18 protein-coding genes and 1 pseudogene are annotated in these 17,188 nt (G+C 62.4%); 9 read left to right on the forward strand and 10 right to left on the reverse strand.

Annotation, left to right across the window (positions count from 1 at the left end; all coding sequences use genetic code 11):
* Nucleotides 1-9 precede the first annotated feature (9 nt).
* Entirely contained in the window at nucleotides 10-1,392 is a 1,383-nt protein-coding gene (locus tag GHK62_RS22390) for an ATP-binding protein (RefSeq protein ID WP_153441277.1), read from the forward strand.
* 15 nt (nucleotides 1,393-1,407) lie between these two features.
* Here GHK62_RS22390 and GHK62_RS22395 read toward each other — a convergent pair whose 3' ends face one another.
* From GHK62_RS22395 to GHK62_RS22415, 5 genes are all read right to left on the reverse strand, one after another.
* Nucleotides 1,408-1,971: a protein-tyrosine phosphatase family protein gene (locus GHK62_RS22395; RefSeq protein WP_153441319.1), complete on the reverse strand. Its 564-nt coding sequence runs from the start codon at nucleotides 1,969-1,971 to the stop codon at nucleotides 1,408-1,410.
* Nucleotides 1,972-1,976: 5 nt separating this feature from the next.
* A complete protein-coding gene (locus GHK62_RS22400) occupies nucleotides 1,977-2,318 on the reverse strand; it encodes a tRNA-binding protein (RefSeq protein ID WP_153441278.1) in 342 nt (113 codons plus the stop codon).
* A 26-nt stretch (nucleotides 2,319-2,344) separates the two neighbouring features.
* Complete coding sequence (gene proC / locus GHK62_RS22405; protein ID WP_153441279.1) at nucleotides 2,345-3,163, reverse strand: pyrroline-5-carboxylate reductase; 819 nt, start codon at nucleotides 3,161-3,163, stop codon at nucleotides 2,345-2,347.
* A gap of 1 nt (nucleotide 3,164) precedes the next feature.
* Nucleotides 3,165-3,665: a type III secretion system chaperone family protein gene (locus tag GHK62_RS22410; RefSeq protein WP_136506450.1), complete on the reverse strand. Its 501-nt coding sequence runs from the start codon at nucleotides 3,663-3,665 to the stop codon at nucleotides 3,165-3,167.
* A 545-nt stretch (nucleotides 3,666-4,210) separates the two neighbouring features.
* Complete coding sequence (locus GHK62_RS22415; protein WP_153441280.1) at nucleotides 4,211-4,477, reverse strand: accessory factor UbiK family protein; 267 nt, start codon at nucleotides 4,475-4,477, stop codon at nucleotides 4,211-4,213.
* Nucleotides 4,478-4,659: 182 nt separating this feature from the next.
* Between GHK62_RS22415 and lgt the strand changes: the two genes are divergently transcribed.
* The 6 genes from lgt to GHK62_RS22445 all read left to right on the forward strand — a co-directional run bounded on the left by lgt (nucleotide 4,660) and on the right by GHK62_RS22445 (nucleotide 11,127).
* Nucleotides 4,660-5,502, forward strand: coding sequence for a prolipoprotein diacylglyceryl transferase (gene lgt / locus GHK62_RS22420; protein WP_153441320.1), 843 nt, complete (start codon nucleotides 4,660-4,662; stop codon nucleotides 5,500-5,502).
* 12 nt (nucleotides 5,503-5,514) lie between these two features.
* Nucleotides 5,515-6,618 (forward strand): class I SAM-dependent methyltransferase, encoded by a 1,104-nt coding sequence (locus tag GHK62_RS22425; protein ID WP_153441281.1) that lies wholly within the window; start codon nucleotides 5,515-5,517, stop codon nucleotides 6,616-6,618.
* A gap of 246 nt (nucleotides 6,619-6,864) precedes the next feature.
* On the forward strand, nucleotides 6,865-7,659 hold the full coding sequence (gene pgeF / locus GHK62_RS22430; protein WP_153441282.1) for a peptidoglycan editing factor PgeF: 795 nt from the start codon (nucleotides 6,865-6,867) through the stop codon (nucleotides 7,657-7,659).
* Between the two features lies 1 nt (nucleotide 7,660).
* Nucleotides 7,661-8,812, forward strand: a complete 1,152-nt coding sequence (locus GHK62_RS22435; protein ID WP_153441283.1) for a M24 family metallopeptidase — start codon at nucleotides 7,661-7,663, stop codon at nucleotides 8,810-8,812.
* Between the two features lie 177 nt (nucleotides 8,813-8,989).
* Entirely contained in the window at nucleotides 8,990-9,922 is a 933-nt protein-coding gene (locus tag GHK62_RS22440; RefSeq protein WP_153441284.1) for a hypothetical protein, read from the forward strand.
* Nucleotides 9,923-10,194: 272 nt separating this feature from the next.
* Nucleotides 10,195-11,127, forward strand: coding sequence for a ribose-phosphate pyrophosphokinase (locus GHK62_RS22445; RefSeq protein WP_153441285.1), 933 nt, complete (start codon nucleotides 10,195-10,197; stop codon nucleotides 11,125-11,127).
* 79 nt (nucleotides 11,128-11,206) lie between these two features.
* Here GHK62_RS22445 and GHK62_RS22450 read toward each other — a convergent pair whose 3' ends face one another.
* A complete protein-coding gene (locus tag GHK62_RS22450) occupies nucleotides 11,207-12,241 on the reverse strand; it encodes an aldo/keto reductase (RefSeq protein ID WP_153441286.1) in 1,035 nt (344 codons plus the stop codon).
* A 152-nt stretch (nucleotides 12,242-12,393) separates the two neighbouring features.
* On the opposite strand from GHK62_RS22450, the pseudogene GHK62_RS34905 reads away from it, so the two are divergent.
* Together GHK62_RS34905 and GHK62_RS34910 are read left to right on the forward strand one after the other, a co-directional pair.
* Nucleotides 12,394-12,759 (forward strand): annotated as a pseudogene (locus GHK62_RS34905) (LysR family transcriptional regulator); the annotation flags it as partial.
* A 70-nt stretch (nucleotides 12,760-12,829) separates the two neighbouring features.
* On the forward strand, nucleotides 12,830-13,288 hold the full coding sequence (locus GHK62_RS34910) for a LysR substrate-binding domain-containing protein (RefSeq protein WP_268833761.1): 459 nt from the start codon (nucleotides 12,830-12,832) through the stop codon (nucleotides 13,286-13,288).
* Between the two features lie 18 nt (nucleotides 13,289-13,306).
* Here the strand turns inward: GHK62_RS34910 and GHK62_RS22460 are convergent, their stop codons facing one another.
* The 4 genes from GHK62_RS22460 to GHK62_RS22475 all read right to left on the reverse strand — a co-directional run bounded on the left by GHK62_RS22460 (nucleotide 13,307) and on the right by GHK62_RS22475 (nucleotide 17,167).
* A complete protein-coding gene (locus tag GHK62_RS22460; protein WP_153441287.1) occupies nucleotides 13,307-13,900 on the reverse strand; it encodes an SGNH/GDSL hydrolase family protein in 594 nt (197 codons plus the stop codon).
* A 156-nt stretch (nucleotides 13,901-14,056) separates the two neighbouring features.
* A complete protein-coding gene (locus tag GHK62_RS22465; protein WP_153441288.1) occupies nucleotides 14,057-14,446 on the reverse strand; it encodes a DUF779 domain-containing protein in 390 nt (129 codons plus the stop codon).
* A 101-nt stretch (nucleotides 14,447-14,547) separates the two neighbouring features.
* Nucleotides 14,548-16,056: an aldehyde dehydrogenase gene (gene adh / locus GHK62_RS22470; protein WP_153441289.1), complete on the reverse strand. Its 1,509-nt coding sequence runs from the start codon at nucleotides 16,054-16,056 to the stop codon at nucleotides 14,548-14,550.
* Nucleotides 16,057-16,210: 154 nt separating this feature from the next.
* The gene (locus GHK62_RS22475) at nucleotides 16,211-17,167 is read right to left on the reverse strand and encodes a helix-turn-helix domain-containing protein (protein ID WP_153441290.1); all 957 of its coding nucleotides are present in this window, start codon (nucleotides 17,165-17,167) and stop codon (nucleotides 16,211-16,213) included.
* Between the last annotated feature and the right edge of the window lie 21 nt (nucleotides 17,168-17,188).

A 17,188-nucleotide genomic window follows, 5' to 3' on the forward strand; every position in this document is an offset into this window, starting at 1 on the left:
GGGAGAGTCATGGCAAGCTTTGACAGCATCAGGCGCGAAGGAACGGGCCCCGCCGACGGGGCCTGGAAACGCCTGACGCGGTGGTTGCGCCGCCGCCTGCCGATCGGCCTTTACGCGCGCTCGCTGCTGATCGTCATCATTCCAATGGTGCTGCTGCAGTCGGTCGTCGCCTTCGTCTTCATGGAGCGCCACTGGCAGCTCGTGACGCAACGCCTCTCGGCCGCTGTGACCAGCGACATAGCCTCGATCGTCGATCTGATCACGACCTTTCCGCGCGATGGCGATATCGACCAGATCGTGCGCATTGCCCGTGAACAACTCAATCTGAACATCGCCGTCGAGCCTGGCGGTGATTTGCCGCCGCCACGCCCCAAGCCCTTCTTCGAAATCCTCGACCAGATCCTCAGCGAGGAGATTTCGAACCAGATCCGCCGCCCCTTCTGGATCGACACCGTCGGCAATTCGAAGATCGTCGAGATCCGCATCAAGCTCGATGATGGCCGCATCCTCAGGGTCTATGCGCGGCGCAACCAGGCCTATGCTTCCAACACCCATATCTTCCTGGTCTGGATGGTCGGCGCCTCGCTCGTGCTGCTGACGATTGCGATCCTCTTCCTGCGCGGGCAGATCAAGCCGATCCTGGCGCTGGCAAGCGCTGCGGAAAGCTTCGGCAAGGGCCAGAAGATCGACGACTTCGCGCCGCGCGGCGCCGAGGAAATCCGCCGCGCCGGTCTTGCCTTCATCCTCATGCGCGAACGCATCGAGCGCCAGATCGAGCAGCGCACCGCAATGCTGACCGGCGTCAGCCACGATCTGCGCACGATCCTCACACGCTTCAAGCTGCAACTCGCACTCGCCGGCAACAACCCGGACCTCGAAAGCCTCAACAACGATGTCGAGGACATGCAGAACATGCTGGAAGGCTACCTAGCCTTCGCGCGGGGCGAGGCGGAAGAGGATGTCGGTGAGTTGAAACTCAGCGACCTCATGACCCGCCTTGCGGCCGAGGCGGAGCTATACGGCAAGACGCTGACGACCTCGATCGAAGGAGAAGACGATATCCGGGTAAGGCCCGCCGCCTTCACCCGCCTCGTCGCCAATCTTGCATCGAATGCTTATCGCTACGCCAATTCGGTGCGGATCGAGGCGCGCCACAGTGCGAAGTGGCTGACGATTACGGTCGACGACGACGGGCCCGGCATTCCGGAGAGATCGAGAGAGGACGTGTTCAAGCCGTTCTTCCGCCTCGACGAGGCCCGCAACCTCGACAGTTCTGGCACGGGGCTCGGGCTCGCGATCGCCCGCGATATCGCGCGAAGCCACGGAGGGAACGTCACCCTCGGCGACAGCCCACTCGGCGGTTTGCGCGCAACAGTGCGCGTGCCGACGTGATCGCGGAGCTCTTCGTTATCGCGAATAGGCAGCGGTAAGGCCGCGCCGGAGATTGAAGCGGTGCCACGCGTCGATCCGGCGCGGATAGCGAGCGCGCATTGCGTCGAGCGGGGCAAGCAGCCTGCCCTCGCGGCCGAGGGAGGCATCGAGGATTTCGACGATCCGGCGGTTTGGCCAGGGCTTGCGGGTGATCGTCAGCAGCGCCGCGAAGGCCTCGTCCTCTCTGCCCTTTCCAAATTGATGGGCGATCAGCCCGTAGGCGAAAGCCGTCGAACGGCTGACGCCGGCATGGCAATGGACCAGGATACGGCTCGATTGATCGTCGGCGACCGGCCTCATGGCCTCGAAAACATCCAGGACGAGATCAGGGAAATGCTGCGTCGCGCCGGCATTTTCCTGATCGCGCATGCGCACCACGCGGTGCGCGACATCGGCGATGGAGGGCACGTCCGTTTCCGGCAATTCCGGATCGAGAAGGGAGAGCACATGGCTCGCCCGCCATTCCCGCGCAACTTCCGCCGCGCGCCAGAGGCAGGAAACCTTGACGCGTTCGCAGACAACGTCGCGGCTAATCGTCATAACGCTCACATCAACTTCTTGCCGTTCGGCACCGGCTTGTCGGTCGCCGCCAGCACGATTGCACCGGCCTCATCCTCGAAACCGAGGGTCAGCACCTCGGAACGCACTGGGCCGATCTGGCGTGGCGGAAAGTTAACCACGCCCAGCACCTGTCGTCCGACGAGATCCTCCGGCTTATAGTGCACAGTAATTTGCGCCGATGACCGCTTTATGCCGATTTCGGAACCGAAATCGATTTTCAGCTTGAGTGCGGGCTTGCGTGCCTCCGGGAAGGGCTCGGCTTCGATGATCGTTCCGACGCGAATGTCGACGCGCTCGAAATCGGCGAAGGAAATGGTCTCGGCCATGATCGTGCTCTTGAAATTGCGGTGATTTATCCGGCCAGTTCCTCGGCGCGCTTGCGCGCGGCTGCGATGGCCTTGTTGAAGAGCGGCTGCATTCCGTCGTCGGCCATTAGAATGGCAAGTGCCGCGGCCGTCGTGCCGCCGGGAGAAGTTACATTCTGGCGCAACTGCGCGGCATCGTCGGGGGACTGATGCAGGAGTTCACCAGCCCCCGCGACGGTTTCCCGAGCGAGACGCATGGCGAGGTCCGCCTTGAGGCCGGCCCTGCGCCCGGCCTCCGCCATGCACTCGACGAGATAGAAGACATAGGCCGGTCCACTGCCGGAAACGGCCGTCACGGCATCGATATCGGCTTCGGTCTCGACCCATTCGACCGGACCGCTGACCTTCAGAAGGTTATGAACCAGAGCGCGCTGCGCCTCTGTTACGCGCGCATTCGCATAGGCGCCGGTAACGCCGCGGCCGATCATCGCCGGAGTATTCGGCATGGCACGCACGGTTGCAGCTTCGCCAAGATGGCTTTCAATGGACCGGAGCGTCTTGCCTGCGGCGACGGAAACAATGACCGTCTGCGGACCGACGAGCCCTTTGAGCGGCGGCAATACGGCGTCCATGATCTGGGGCTTGACCGCCAGGAAGAGCACGCCCGCCTTGACGCCGTCCGGTGCGGATGTGGCATGGCTGACGCCATTGTCGGCAATCAGCTTCGCCATCGCCGGCGGCGGACCCGGATCGATGACGAGGACGTCGCCACCCTTGACGCCGCTCTTCAACCAGCCGCCAAGCATCGCACCGCCCATATTGCCGGCACCGATGAGGACGATTGGACCAGACACGGCTACAGCCATCTCACGCCTCCCCGACGGTTTCGAACAGCACCGCATCGACTGCACGTTGCGCGTCCATTCCGGACCAAACGACAAACTGGAACGCCTGGAAATAGGACTCGCAAGCATCGAGCGCACTCGACAACAGCACCTCGACCTGCTGATTCGTCGGTTCCGCGCCGCCCGCGAGCAAGAGAGATTGGCGGAAGATGATGACTTCTTCTTGGCGCCAGAGGTCGAAATGCCCCATCAGCACCTGGCCGTTGATATGGGAAAGCAGGCGGATCACCTCGTTGACGCGGCTTTCCGGCACCTTGATATCGAAGGCGCAAGCCAGATGCAGCGCCTCGAACTCCTCCATCCAGGAGAAGGAAACGTGATAGTCCGCCCATTTGCCTTCGACCGTCATGGCGATCTCGTCTTCACCGGAGCGCTCGAAAGACCAGTCATTGTTGGCGGCCACGAACTCGATCATATCGACCGGGTTGGACTGGCGTTCGACTTCCATTTCCAAAAGGCTCATGCATCACCCTTACGGCGCGGCACAGGCGCGCAAGATCGCGTTCACAAGACGCAACGCTGCAAACCCAATACCAGATACGGACACACTATGATTGCTGGACGCACGGCCATCCTGGCTTACTTACCCTGCCCGGAGCTTACGTGATCCGTTTCGAATCATCATTTAAAATCAGTGTATAACGGCAGAGTCAGCCTGCCAGCCCCTCGGGCGAAAAATTGCGGCGAAGAATGACGCCCGCGTTGCAGTTTTGATTCAGCACCGATGCTTAAGCGACTCTGCCATAAGGACTTTTTGGCAGTGTCCACAGGTGGAAAACTTTTCAGATTTTATTAACTCTAAGGCGCCGCACGTCTCTTCCGACAAACAAGATCGCCTAGCACTTTGAATTGCCGCATGATTCCTCAATTCGGAGTCCGATTTGAGGAATCATGCGGCACGCGCGATCGTATAGACACGCAGCAGTCTTCTACCCGCAGGCCCGCAGGAAACGCGATGAACCTCGCTCGCTCCGAGAACAGAGACGGAGCGGCAAGGCCAATAGGTCGTTACTTCTTCTTTCCGGTCTCTGCGAGGCGTGCTTCGAGCGCTTCGATGCGGGCAAGCAGCGCGTCGTTTTCGTCGCGCGCCTTGACGGCCATTTCCTTGATCGCCTCGAATTCCTCGCGCTTGACCACATCGAGCGAATTCAGCCAGCTTTCGGCCTGCGCGCGGAAAGCCGTCTCGACCTCGCGTCGCACGCCCTGGGCAGCGCCCGCCGCATCGGTCATCAGCTTGGCAAAATCGTCCAGAATGCGGTTGGCTCCAGTGCTCATTGTCCAGATCTCCATTTCAGCGTCGCGCAACAGCGCGGTCTTGAAATTGAGGTAGGGTCACCGGCGAAAGGATGCAAGGAAAATAAGATGGCGCTGGGGTGACGGCCGCCTCCGGCGGCTTGACCCGCCCGGATTCGATCGCCATGTTCCGCCAAAACAACCGGCCGGCACGAGACAAGACCTTGGAAACAATCGCCACCCGCCTCGCCATCCTCCCCTTCCCGGAAATCGACCCCGTCATCTTCACGATCGGGCCGCTTGCCATTCACTGGTACGGCCTCGCCTATGTCGCAGGCATCCTCATCGGCTGGTTCTATGCGCGCCGCATCGTCCAGAACACCGCGCTCTGGCGCAACGGGACCCCCGCATTCAACCTGACGCAACTCGACGATTTCCTGCTCTGGGTTGCCGCCGGCATCGTCCTTGGCGGACGCATCGGATACATCCTTTTCTACGATCTGAGCTCCGTCCTGCAAAATCCGATCCGCGCGATCGAGATCTGGAACGGCGGCATGTCGTTCCATGGCGGCTTGCTCGGCACGACGCTCGCGATGATCATTTTCGCGCGGCGCAACGCTATTGCCGTCTGGAGCCTGTTCGACGTCGTCGCCGCCGTGGTGCCGATCGGCCTCTTTTTCGGCCGCATCGCCAACTTCATCAACGGCGAACTTTGGGGACGTTTGTCGTCCATGCCCTGGGCGATCGTCTTTCCGACGGGCGGTCCCTTTCCCCGCCACCCGAGCCAGCTCTATGAGGCGGCGCTCGAAGGCATTCTGCTCCTCCTGGTGCTTGCCTATTTCGTCTACCGTCGCAAAGCATTGAAGGTCCCCGGCCTGGTCTGCGGCATATTCGTCTGCGGCTATGCCGCGAGCCGCATTTTTGTCGAATTCTTCCGCGAACCGGACGCTCAGATCGGCTATCTGGCCGGCGGCTGGCTGACCATGGGCATGGTGCTGTCGCTGCCGATGGCGCTCGCAGGCATATGGGCGATCGCGCGCGCACGCCGGGCAGCAGCGACCGCATAACTGGACGGGTGCATGACGAATCCTCTTGCCGACAAGATCAAGGCGCTGATCAAGACCAACGGGCCGATCAGCGTCACCGACTACTTTTCGCTCTGCCTCGCCGATCCGCAGCACGGCTACTACCGGGTCCGCGAGCCCTTCGGCCGCGCCGGCGATTTCACCACCGCGCCGGAGATCAGTCAGCTTTTCGGCGAAATGATCGGCATATTCCTGGTGCATGCGTGGCAGGAGCACGGCCGCCCTGAGCCTGCGATCATCGCCGAGATCGGCCCGGGCCGAGGCACGATGATGTCCGATACGCTGCGCGTCATCGCTCGGCTGGCGCCCGATCTCTATCGGTCGGCGAGCGTCCACCTCGTAGAGACGAGCGAGCGGTTGCAGAAGGTGCAGGCCGAAACGCTTGCGGGACACGAGGGCAAGGTCCATTGGCACGCGAGCTTCGAAACCTTGCCCGCAGGCTTTCTCCTGCTCGCGGCAAACGAGCTTTTCGACGCAATTCCCATCCGGCAATTCGTTCGCACCGCGCAGGGGTTCCGCGAGCGGATGGTCGGTCTCGACGCCGATGGCGAATTGATCTTCGCGGCCGGCGTTGCGGGCATCGACCCGTCGCTTCTGCCCTCGCCGGCGCAATCGGTCGCAGAAGGCACGATCTTCGAGATCGCCCCTGCACGCGACGCAGTAATGGCCGCGTTTTGCGAGCGTCTTCGCGCCGGCGGCGGTACGGCAATCATCATCGACTACGGACATCTGGCGACCGGCTACGGAGACACACTGCAAGCGGTGCGCGAGCATCGCTACGATCCTCCGCTCGCCAGCCCCGGGCGGGCGGATCTCACGAGCCATGTCGATTTCGAGCAGCTTGCCCGCCGCGCGAAGGCGGAAGGGCTGCAGGTCAACGGACTTGCCCATCAGGGTGACTTCCTCGTCGGCCTCGGCCTGCTCGAGAGGGCAGCCGCACTCGGCCGCGGCAAGGACACGCCGACACAGGAAGGCATTCGCGCCGCCGTCGAACGGCTCGCCGGCTCGGGAGCAGGAAAGATGGGCGAACTGTTCAAGGTGCTGGCGGTCAGCAGTCCCGAAGTCACGCTGGCGCCGTTCCAGAAAAAGGCACAGTAACGATCAACTGTCTACACCGTTGAGCGTCTTCTCACAGACACGGCCGCCGCCGTACCCCATTGAATTGTTGCATGTTTTACCCTCAAATCGATTGCGGTTCAGCAAACCCTGCAGCGGGCTGGCGGCGGTTGGGCGATTGACAGTGCCAGCATGCCGCGTCAACATCGCGCCGCAAATCAGCCGCAAGTCACCGGGCCGCGACGCGCCCCCAATTCCTATGAAACCTCAAGATAGCAAGGGCTACCGATGCAGGACGACGCCTCGCTTTCCCCGGTTCAGAGTCCGCTCTTCAGTACAAAGGCGGGACCGGCGATCGCACACGGCTATTTCACCCGCAAGGGCGGCGTTTCCGAAGGCATCTATCGCGGCCTGAATGTCGGCCTCGGTTCGAAGGACGACCGCGAACGCGTCGGCGAAAACCGGGCGCGCGTCGCGCGCTGGTTCGATGCCGAGCCGCGGCGCCTTGCAACCGTCCACCAGATCCACTCGCCGGACGCCGTCGTCGTCGACGGCAGCTATGACGGCGCGCGCCCCGATGCCGATGCGCTCGTGACTGCGACCCCGGGTATCGTGCTCGGCGTTCTTTCAGCCGATTGCGGGCCGGTGCTCTTTACCGATCCGCAAGCCGGCGTGATCGGCGCGGCCCATGCCGGTTGGAAAGGCGCGCTCGGCGGGATTCTGGAAAGCACCATCGAGGCGATGATCTCGCTCGGCGCGCGCCGCGAGCGGATCATCGCCTGCCTTGGCCCTTCGATCAGCCGCACGCACTACGAGGTCGGGGCCGAATTCGTCGAACGGTTCATTGCCACCGACGAGGACTATGCATCTTTCTTCAGCCCGTCCGGACAGAACGGCCATGCCATGTTCGACCTGCCGGGGCTGACAATCCGGCGACTGACGGAAGCCGGCGTGACGGCGGAAAATCTCGACATCTGCACCTACGCGGACGAGGACCGTTTCTTTTCCTACCGCCGCACGACGCACAGACAGGAGCCAGACTACGGCCGGCAGATGTCGGCGATCTGCATACGGGAGATTTGAAATGGCGCTTCAGTTTGCCGCAGAGGAATACGCAGCCCGCCTTGCGCGGCTGACGGCCAAAATGCAGGAAGAGAAGCTCGACGCCCTGCTGCTCTTTGCGCAGGAGAGCATGTACTGGCTGACCGGTTACGATACGTTCGGCTACTGCTTCTTTCAGACGCTGGTCGTCACGAAAGACGGATCGATGGTGCTCCTGACGCGCTCGGCCGACCTGCGCCAGGCGCGTCACACGTCCAATATCGAGCGCATTGAAATCTGGGTGGATCGGGTCAATGCCGATCCGGCGGTGGACCTCAAGAACCTGCTCAACGAACTCGACCTGCTCGGCTGCCGGATCGGCGTCGAATACGACACGCACGGCATGACCGGCAGAACGGCACGACTGGTCGACCACCAACTCGCCAACTTCGGCGAAATGATCGACGCCTCGCTCCTTGTGAGCCGCCTTCGCCTGATCAAGAGCCCCGCCGAAATCGCCCATGTCGAAAAGGCAGCCAGCCTCGCCGACGACGCGCTCGAAGCGGCCCTGCCACTGATCCGCCCGGGTGGCAGCGAGGCCGCCATTCTCGCGGCCATGCAGGGCGCGGTCTTTGCCGGCGGTGGCGACTATCCGGCCAACGAATTCATCATCGGCTCCGGCGCCGACGCCCTGCTCTGCCGCTACAAGTCCGGCCGGCGCACGCTCGACGCCAACGACCAGCTGACCCTCGAATGGGCAGGCGTCAGCGCCCATTACCATGCGGCAATGATGCGCACCGTCGTGATCGGAGAGCCGACCGCCCGCCACCGCGAGCTCTACAGCGCCTGCCGCGAGACGATCCAGGCGATCGAAATGGTGCTCCGCCCCGGCAACACCTTCGGCACCGTCTTCGACGTCCATGCCAAGATCATGGACGAACGCGGCCTCGCCCGCCACCGGCTGAACGCCTGCGGCTATTCTCTTGGTGCGCGCTTCTCCCCATCCTGGATGGAGCACCAGATGTTCCATGTCGGCAACCCTGAGGAGATCGAGCCGGACATGTCGCTCTTCGTGCACATGATCATCATGGATTCCGACAGCGGAACAGCCATGACCCTCGGCCAGACCTACCTCACGACACCCGAGAAGCCACGCGCGCTCTCACGTTACGGGCTGGACTTCATTTCTGCGTAAGGAAATCCGCCTATGATTTCCGACCGAGACGGAAGGCAGCTTCCTGGAGCATCCCTTGTGCGTTCATTTCAACGCACGGCGCTCTAGAAGCTGTCGGGAAGCGGAACGGGATCAGGGCGTGCGAAGCTCCCCTCCCGCTCCGACTGTTAGAGTCGAGACGGACGGACGGTGGGAACGATGCGCAAGCTGATCATGCCTATCGCAAGCCTTGGTCTTGCAACTGCACTTACAGGCTGCAACAGCACGGATGTGCTGATACCGCAGGTGGATGTGGGCGCCGGGAACTTCCGTTCCCCGCCCGTGACGCAGTCCGATCTCGACACCATGTCGACGCAAACGGCCATCGTTCCGGTGCAAACCGTGCCACCAAGCAGCACGGCCGCCTTCTCGGCGCAGCCGAACATCTCCAGCCCGCCGACGCAATATGCCACGGGCGATGCCACCTATACGGATCCTGCCGGCACGCTCGACGCCCAGGCAAACCGCCTTGCCGAAGGCACGGTGCCGATCCAGTCAAGGCAGGCCCAGACCGTACAAGACGAGGCCGAACAAGGCGAGACGGGCCCAGACGAGACTGGACAAGACGAGGTCGGGCAAGTTGAGGTAAGGAAGGTCCAGACCACGCGCATACAAAGCCCCGCCCCTCAGCAGGAGCCGGCCCCGCAGCAATCCGCGACGGAACCAGCAGCCAGCGCGCCCCAACAAGAAGTAGACCAGACCGCCGCCCTGCCAGCGGCAAGCGGCTCGGGCGGCATTCGCTTCCTGCCGATCATCGGTGCACCGGTCGAGGCGGTGACCCCGCTTTCGAAACAACTCGGCGCCGACGCCCGCGCGCAGGGGCTGGCGATCAAGGGCTCTGCGGACAAGACGAGCGAGCATATCCTCAAGGGCTATTTTTCGGCGCTCAACGACGGCGGCAAGACGACGGTCGTCTATGTCTGGGACATTCTCGACGGCAGCGGCAACCGCCTGCACCGCATCCAGGGCCAGGACACCGTGGGCAGCACGGCCGCCGAGCCCTGGAGCGCGGTCCCGCCGGAAACAATGCAGGCGATCGCCACCAAGACGATCAAAGCCTACCTCGATTGGCGTCAGTCGAGAGCAGGATGAGAAAAAGCGTGCGGTTTTCCGCCCGTATGCTCGCGACCCAAATCGTCGTGAACTTGGCCAGCTGACGCAAAGTTTTTAGGGTAATGGCCTTTGCGCCGCAGCATTCCCCCTTGCATTCAGGTTCAGGGACGCTAAAAAGCGGCCGATCAGCTCTGAACAGCGGCCATCCGTAAAGATTGCCCGCGATCGGAATGGCTCACGGATTTTGCGCGGAGAAAACCGCCCCGGACTGCACCCGGACGGAGGCCGCGCCAGCTCAAGGCGGACCGTCAATGAAGGTTTTCGCAGGCAATTCGAACCGGCTGCTTGCCGAAGCGATCTGCAACTATCTCAACCTGCCCCTCGGCAAAGCTACAGTAAGGCGGTTCGCCGACCAGGAAATCTTCGTTGAAATCGGCGAAAACGTGCGCGGCGAGGACGTTTTCATCGTCCAGTCCACCTCGTTTCCGACCAACGATCATCTGATGGAACTGCTCATCATGATCGATGCGGTGCGTCGATCTTCCGCCCGCCGCATCACCGCCGTCCTTCCTTATTTCGGCTATGCCCGACAGGACCGAAAGCCCGGTCCGCGCACGCCGATCTCCGCCAAGCTGGTCGCCAACCTCATCACCGAAGCTGGCGCCGACCGCGTTCTCACCCTCGATCTTCACGCCGGCCAGATCCAGGGCTTCTTCGACATTCCGACCGACAACCTCTATGCGGTTCCGATCCTGGCGCGCGACGTCAAGGAGCACTATGACCTGAAGAACGTCATGGTCGTCTCGCCGGACGTCGGCGGCGTCGTGCGCGCCCGTGCCCTTGCAAAACGCCTCGACTGTCTGCTGGCGATCGTCGACAAGCGCCGCGATCGCCCGGGCGAATCGGAAGTTATGAACGTCATCGGCGATGTGAGCGGCAAGGATTGCATCCTGATCGACGACATCGTCGATTCCGGTGGCACGCTTTGCAACGCCGCCGAGGCACTTTTGAAGAATGGCGCCACCAGCGTCACCGCCTACATCACCCACGGCGTCCTTTCCGGCGGCGCGGTGACCCGCGTCGCCTCCTCCATGCTGAAGGAACTGGTTATCACCGATTCCATCCAGCCGACGACAGCCGTCCAGTCGGCGCACAATATCCGCGTCATCTCGACCGCCGCCCTGATCGGTGAAGCGATCAGCCGCACCAGCCAGGAAGAGTCGGTTTCGAGCCTCTTCGACTGAAGTCGTTCGGTTCGACGAAGGTCACTGCAGCAGGAATGTGTTAACGCCGGCGCCCTAGCGCCGGCGTTCTTCTTAGAGCTTATCGACCTTTACCCAGGACCTGCGCCACCGGCTGGTCGGCTAGATTGTCGATGAACCAGTTCGGATAGACCGGCGCCGGCACGGTCTCTGCATCGAGCGCCGAAATTTCACCTTCCGTCAGGGTGAGCTCCGCAGCTCCGAGGTTGTCTGCCAACTGGTGCGGCTTGGAGGCCCCGAGCAACACGCTTGTTACTGCCTTCTTGGCGAGCAACCAGGCGATCGCTACTTGTGCCACGCTCGCCCCATGCGCGTCGGCGATGGTGCGCATGCGTTCCACGAGCCGGAACCCCTGTTCCTTGTCGAACGGCAGGATGTCGAAGCCCGAATAGCGGTTGTCCGGATCGCCGAGATTCTCGCGAGTGTATTTGCCGGAAAGGAAGCCCGAGGCGAGCGGGCTCCAGACGGTGAGCCCCAGCCCATAACGCTGCATCATCGGGATGACATCTCGCTCCACGTCGCGGCCAAGCAACGAATAATGCATCTGGCCATGGGTGAAGGGCGCAAGGCCATTGGCCTTCTGTATTTCGAGCGCCGCCGCGACCTTCCACGCCGACCAGTTCGAGAAGCCGATATAGCGCGCCTTGCCGGAGCGGATGACCTCGTCGAGCGCCGACAGCGTCTCTTCCAGCGGCGTGTAGGGATCCTCCTTGTGGACGATGTAGACGTCGATCCAGTCGGTGCCGAGCCGTTTCAGGCTCTGGTCCACGGACCAGAGAATGTGGCGGCGGGAGAGACCGGCCTGCGTCAGCGGCGTCCCGGTGCGAAAACCGACCTTCGTGGCGATCACCACCTCGTCGCGACGCGTCCTCAGCGCCTCGCCGAGAATGCGCTCCGACTGACCGGATGCGTATGCGTCGGCCGTATCGAAAAAATTGATGCCGGCATCCAGCGCTTTCCCGACGAGGGCGGCCGCCGCCTCGGCATCCGTCTTGTAGACTGCACCGATGCTGCGGTCGCCGGCCGTGAAGGTCATGGCGCCGAAAGCAAGACGCGAAACCACGAGACCGGTATTGCCGAGTGTTGTGTACTGCATGTTTTCCTCCGTTCTGCCCGATGGGCCACATTAGCGGTTGGCGGCGATCATGCCAAAACGGATTATTGTGAAAAATAGGATGTCTCTGTAAAGGTTATGAAGAATAACTTCATAATGGCGCGACAGTGGCAACCGACCCCTTCAGCGGATTGATGGAATTCCTGGCGGTGGCGGAGCATCGCAGCTTCACCGCCGCCGCAGCCACGCTCGGCGTTACGCCGAATGCCGTCAGCCAGACGATCAAGGCGCTCGAGACTCGGCTTGGCGTTCAGCTCTTCGTCCGCACCACGCGCCGCGTGGCCTTGACGGAAGCTGGTAGCGCATTGCTGCTGCGCGCGCGCCCGGCGGCATCCGAGATCGCTGAGGCCTATGATCTGCTTGGCGGCTTTCGCGACCGTCCGATCGGCAACCTCCGGCTAACCGTCCCGCGCATGGCGATCCCGCTCGTTCTGACCCCGCTGCTGCCGCGCTTTCGGCAGGCCTATTCGGACGTGTCCGTGGAAGTCTCGATCGATGACGCGGCCATCGATATCACCGAACGCGGCTTCGACGCCGGCATCCGCATCGGCGAGGCCGTCGAAAAGGATTATGGTCGCTGTCAGGCTGACGCCCGACATTGGCTGGGCAGTCGTCGGCGCACCCGCCTATTTCGCCCGACGCGGCCGACCGGCGACGCCAGAGGAACTGACCCGGCACGAATCGATCCGCTATCGCTATCCCACTTCCGGCACGATCTATCGCTGGGAGTTCGAGCGGGAGGGGCGCGATTTCTCCGTCGACGCTCCGGGCGGGTTGACCGTCAACGACTTCCTGCTGCTCATCGAACTGGCGCAAGCGGGGATGGGACTCGCCTATCTGCCGGAGCCGTCGGTGCGCGAGGCTGTCGCAGCCGGGCGTCTCGAACGCGTGCTCCACGCCTATCTGCCGACATCGCCGGGCCTCTTCATCTATTTTCCTGCCAAGGCCCAGACGCAGCCCAAACTGCGGGCGTTTCTCGATCTGGCAACGAGGATCGGACGCGAGAAAACATCGGCAACGGGACACTGACTGCGGCAAAGCGTGCGCCTACGCGGCGAATGGCTTTGCCAGTTCGTCCGGCTTTGGCTGACTGTTTTCGAGAAGGGCCGACACGGGTTCCGCACCATCGAGTACCAGAACTTTCACGACTTGCGACAACGCATTCAGCTTGACGGCTGCGGGATCTGGGGACACTTTTGCGGCAGCGATTTCCGCGTCAAACGCAGCCTGCTTTTCCGCAATCTGCTCTTTGAAGATTTCGCCCTTCATCGCAGCCACAGACGGAATGGTCGTCGTGATCGATGCTCCATCCGGCAGATCGGTGTGTATCGTGAACTCTTCTGGCGGAAAGCTCTGGCGATGCTTAATGATCAAATCGGCGAGCGCAATGTGCTTGGCGTTGTCTGGGTGGATTCCGCCCAGCGTCGCGCCGCGTTTCATCGCGGCATCATAAGAATCCAAAAACTCTTTCTGAAAGTCGCTATTTCCCGCAATGGCATTGAAAATAGCTGCTGCAACCGCATCCGAGCTGGCCTTGAACACTGATGAGAGGAGGAAATCGACAGCCGACACGCCGGCCCGCGAACCGGATCGCAGGATGGCCAGAGCAGCAGAATTGCCCACGGACGAAATCGTTGTCATGAAACTGCTCCCTCGCAAATTTCAACGCCCGCATCGGCATCGAAATCAATCAGCATCTGCGGCTTCATGCCTGGCAACAAAAGAGTGGAAAAACTGCAGCAACTACTATAGATTGCAAACGTTTAAGAAGGCCTAACGCGACCGGCGCAGCCGGCACTAACTGCCGCCACAAGCCAGGGGTTGTACCGTGCAAACCTCGCCTCCACCGAACAGACGCGACCGCGTCAAAAAACGCTTCTCCCGACCATTATCGAGCGAGAACATCCCGCCCCTTCCCGGAACGACATCGATGATCAGTTGCGTGTGCTTCCAGACTTCAAACTGGCTGGCGCTGATATAGACCGGCACGCCGTCGATCTCGCCGAGCCTCACGTCATTGTCGCCGACGATGTAGTCATCCGCCGGATAGCACATCGGCGACGAGCCGTCGCAGCAGCCGCCCGACTGATGAAAGAGAATGTCCGGATGATCGCGCCGGATCTCGCGGATGAGTTCGATTGCCGCATCGGTCGCAAGCACCCGCGGCTCGCTATTTGTTTCCGTCATGATTTTCTCCCTTCCCGCACGACCGACAGGCCCCCGATGAAATACCGGAAGCCCGCCGGGAGGATCACTGGCGGATCGCCGCCGGGATCGAACTGTGAGGATCAGAAGAAGCCGAGCGCCTTCGGGCTGTAGCTCACCAGCATGTTCTTGGTCTGCTGGTAATGGTCGAGCATCATCTTGTGCGTCTCGCGGCCGATGCCGGACTGCTTGTAGCCACCGAAAGCGGCATGCGCCGGATAGGCGTGGTAGCAATTGGTCCAGACGCGGCCGGCCTGGATGGCACGGCCGAAGTGGTAGCACCGGTTGGCATCCCGGCTCCACACACCGGCACCGAGGCCATAGAGCGTGTCGTTGGCAATCTCCAGCGCCTCGGCCTCGGTCTTGAAGGTCGTCACCGAAACGACGGGCCCAAAAATCTCCTCCTGGAAGATGCGCATCCTGTTGTGGCCGCGGAAGACCGTCGGCTTGACGTAGTAGCCGCCGGAGAGCTCGCCTTCGAGCACGTTGCGCCCGCCGCCGGTCAGCACCTCGGCCCCTTCCTCCTTGCCGATCTCGATATAGGCGAGGATCTTTTCGAGCTGCTCGCTCGACGCCTGTGCGCCGATCATCGTCGCCTGGTCGAGCGGGTTGCCCTGACGGATCGCTTCGACTCGCTTCAGCGCCCGCTCCATAAAACGGTCATAGATGCTCTCCTGGACCAGCGCGCGGCTTGGGCAAGTGCAGACCTCGCCTTGGTTGAGCGCGAACATCGCAAAGCCCTCAAGTGCCTTGTCGAAATAGTCGTCGTCCTCGCTCACCACATCGGCGAAGAAAATATTCGGCGATTTGCCGCCGAGTTCGAGCGTAACCGGTATAAGGTTCTGGCTGGCATATTGCATGATCAGCCGCCCGGTCGTCGTCTCGCCGGTGAATGCGATCTTGGCGATGCGGGGGCTGGTGGCGAGCGGCTTGCCCGCTTCAAGGCCGAAGCCGTTGACGATGTTCAAGACGCCCGGCGGCAGGAGGTCGCCTACGAGTTCTGCCCAGACGAGAATGGAGGCCGGCGTCTGCTCGGCCGGCTTCAGCACGACGCAGTTTCCGGCGGCGAGCGCCGGCGCCAACTTCCACGCGGCCATCAGGATCGGGAAGTTCCAGGGGATGATCTGGCCGACGACCCCGAGAGGCTCATGGAAGTGATAGGCCACCGTGTCGTGGTCGATCTCGCCGATCGAGCCCTCCTGAGCGCGGATGCAAGCGGCGAAATAACGGAAATGATCGATCGCCAGCGGAATGTCGGCAGCCATGGTCTCGCGGATCGGCTTGCCGTTGTCGAAGGTTTCCGCCCGCGCCAGAAGCTCCAGATTGGCTTCCATGCGGTCAGCGATCTTCATCAGAATGTTGGAGCGCTCCGTCGTCGACGTCCGCCCCCATTTTTCTCGCGCCGCATGCGCAGCATCGAGCGCGGCCTCGATATCGGCCGCATCGGAACGGGCGACCTGGCAAAGCGTGCCACCGGTGACCGGCGTCGTATTGTCGAAATAGCGGCCCGCAACCGGCTCCCGCCATTCGCCGCCAATGAAGTTTCCATATTTCTGCTTGTACGGGGTCTCGACAATCTTCTGGTGCAGCATGGCTTCCTCCCTTCGAACAGCAGTCCTTTGCTGTGCGAAGAAGGGTGAGGCCGAATATCGAACTGCGATAGAGAGGCACAGCACTCGACAGTGCCATCTGTTTCAGAATTGAGACAGGCAGGACCGGCTCGGCGTGCTGCAGCGCAGCAATCGCTCAGTTCAGCGAAAGCCGCTTCATCTTGCGGTAAAGCGTGGCGCGGCTGATTCCGAGAAGGTCGGCGGCCATCGAGACGTTGCCGTTCGCACGCGACAGAACGCGGCGAAGTGCAGCTCGCTCAGCATCCGGCAGTTCCCCTCCGTCGCCGGGCGGCTCTTCCTGGAGCAGGTCGGAAGCGGGAACGCCCGCTGCAATCCGCCTGTCGTCGAGGCCGAGCCGCTGGCGCGCGGCGCGGGTTGCACCAAGGACGAGGTCGTCGCGGTCGACCGCAAGTAAGGCCGGCCCTGCCCTGTCTACCTGTACGAGCACGATGCGCGCCCCAGCGCAGGCCCGCCGGAAAAGATTGGCCTCGATGCGGTAGGCGGCGTCGCGCACGGCCTGGGAGAGGATCGACACCGTTGCCTCGGACGCGTCGTCGCGGCAGGTGGAAATGTCAATCGCCCCCGCAAGGTGTCCCGCCTCGTCCCGGATCGGCGCCGTCGCGCAACTCAGTCCGATATTGCGGCTCAGGAAATGCTGGTCACGCTGGATGACGACAGCGCGCTCGTCGGCGATGGCAGTGCCAATGCCATTTGTGCCGACGCTTGCCTCGCTCCACACGGTTCCCGACCACAGGCCGACATCGCGAAATTCGGCATCATCTCCGACCGCGCCGCGGCGTTCGAGCGCGACGCCCTTGTCGTCGGTCAACAGAAGGCAGCAGCCGGCCTTGCCGATGACTGCGAACAGCCGATCGAGTTCTCCGGCCGCCTCGGCAACCAATACGCCGGAACGCTCGTGCGCCTGCCTGAATTCGTTGTCCGTGAGCCGTAAGGGCGAACGGGCCTCCTCCGGTGTCAATCCATGCAAGGTCATGCAGCGGCGCCACGATGCCGCAACCGGCGAACTCGCCGCAGCCGACGATTGATGCGCGATCCTGTAGACGTGTTCGGAATGATCCCTGACGGCAGGCATCCGCTCCCTCCCTGAAAGCGT

Source organism: Sinorhizobium terangae (assembly GCF_009601505.1).
Taxonomy (GTDB): domain Bacteria; phylum Pseudomonadota; class Alphaproteobacteria; order Rhizobiales; family Rhizobiaceae; genus Sinorhizobium; species Sinorhizobium terangae.

Excerpts from the sequence above, each read along its gene's own strand:
- GHK62_RS22415 (WP_153441280.1), bottom strand. The coding sequence starts at position 4,477 with ATGAGCACTGGAGCCAACCGCATTCTGGACGATTTTGCCAAGCTGATG.
- adh (WP_153441289.1), bottom strand. The coding sequence starts at position 16,056 with ATGCTGCACCAGAAGATTGTCGAGACCCCGTACAAGCAGAAATATGGA.
- GHK62_RS22465 (WP_153441288.1), bottom strand. The coding sequence starts at position 14,446 with ATGACGGAAACAAATAGCGAGCCGCGGGTGCTTGCGACCGATGCGGCA.
- GHK62_RS22400 (WP_153441278.1), bottom strand. The coding sequence starts at position 2,318 with ATGGCCGAGACCATTTCCTTCGCCGATTTCGAGCGCGTCGACATTCGC.
- GHK62_RS22390 (WP_153441277.1), top strand. The coding sequence starts at position 10 with ATGGCAAGCTTTGACAGCATCAGGCGCGAAGGAACGGGCCCCGCCGAC.
- GHK62_RS22440 (WP_153441284.1), top strand. The coding sequence starts at position 8,990 with ATGCGCAAGCTGATCATGCCTATCGCAAGCCTTGGTCTTGCAACTGCA.
- pgeF (WP_153441282.1), top strand. The coding sequence starts at position 6,865 with ATGCAGGACGACGCCTCGCTTTCCCCGGTTCAGAGTCCGCTCTTCAGT.
- GHK62_RS22425 (WP_153441281.1), top strand. The coding sequence starts at position 5,515 with ATGACGAATCCTCTTGCCGACAAGATCAAGGCGCTGATCAAGACCAAC.
- GHK62_RS22435 (WP_153441283.1), top strand. The coding sequence starts at position 7,661 with ATGGCGCTTCAGTTTGCCGCAGAGGAATACGCAGCCCGCCTTGCGCGG.
- GHK62_RS22410 (WP_136506450.1), bottom strand. The coding sequence starts at position 3,665 with ATGAGCCTTTTGGAAATGGAAGTCGAACGCCAGTCCAACCCGGTCGAT.
- GHK62_RS22395 (WP_153441319.1), bottom strand. The coding sequence starts at position 1,971 with ATGACGATTAGCCGCGACGTTGTCTGCGAACGCGTCAAGGTTTCCTGC.
- GHK62_RS22460 (WP_153441287.1), bottom strand. The coding sequence starts at position 13,900 with ATGACAACGATTTCGTCCGTGGGCAATTCTGCTGCTCTGGCCATCCTG.
- GHK62_RS22445 (WP_153441285.1), top strand. The coding sequence starts at position 10,195 with ATGAAGGTTTTCGCAGGCAATTCGAACCGGCTGCTTGCCGAAGCGATC.
- GHK62_RS22475 (WP_153441290.1), bottom strand. The coding sequence starts at position 17,167 with ATGCCTGCCGTCAGGGATCATTCCGAACACGTCTACAGGATCGCGCAT.
- GHK62_RS34910 (WP_268833761.1), top strand. The coding sequence starts at position 12,830 with ATGGTCGCTGTCAGGCTGACGCCCGACATTGGCTGGGCAGTCGTCGGC.
- proC (WP_153441279.1), bottom strand. The coding sequence starts at position 3,163 with ATGGCTGTAGCCGTGTCTGGTCCAATCGTCCTCATCGGTGCCGGCAAT.
- GHK62_RS22450 (WP_153441286.1), bottom strand. The coding sequence starts at position 12,241 with ATGCAGTACACAACACTCGGCAATACCGGTCTCGTGGTTTCGCGTCTT.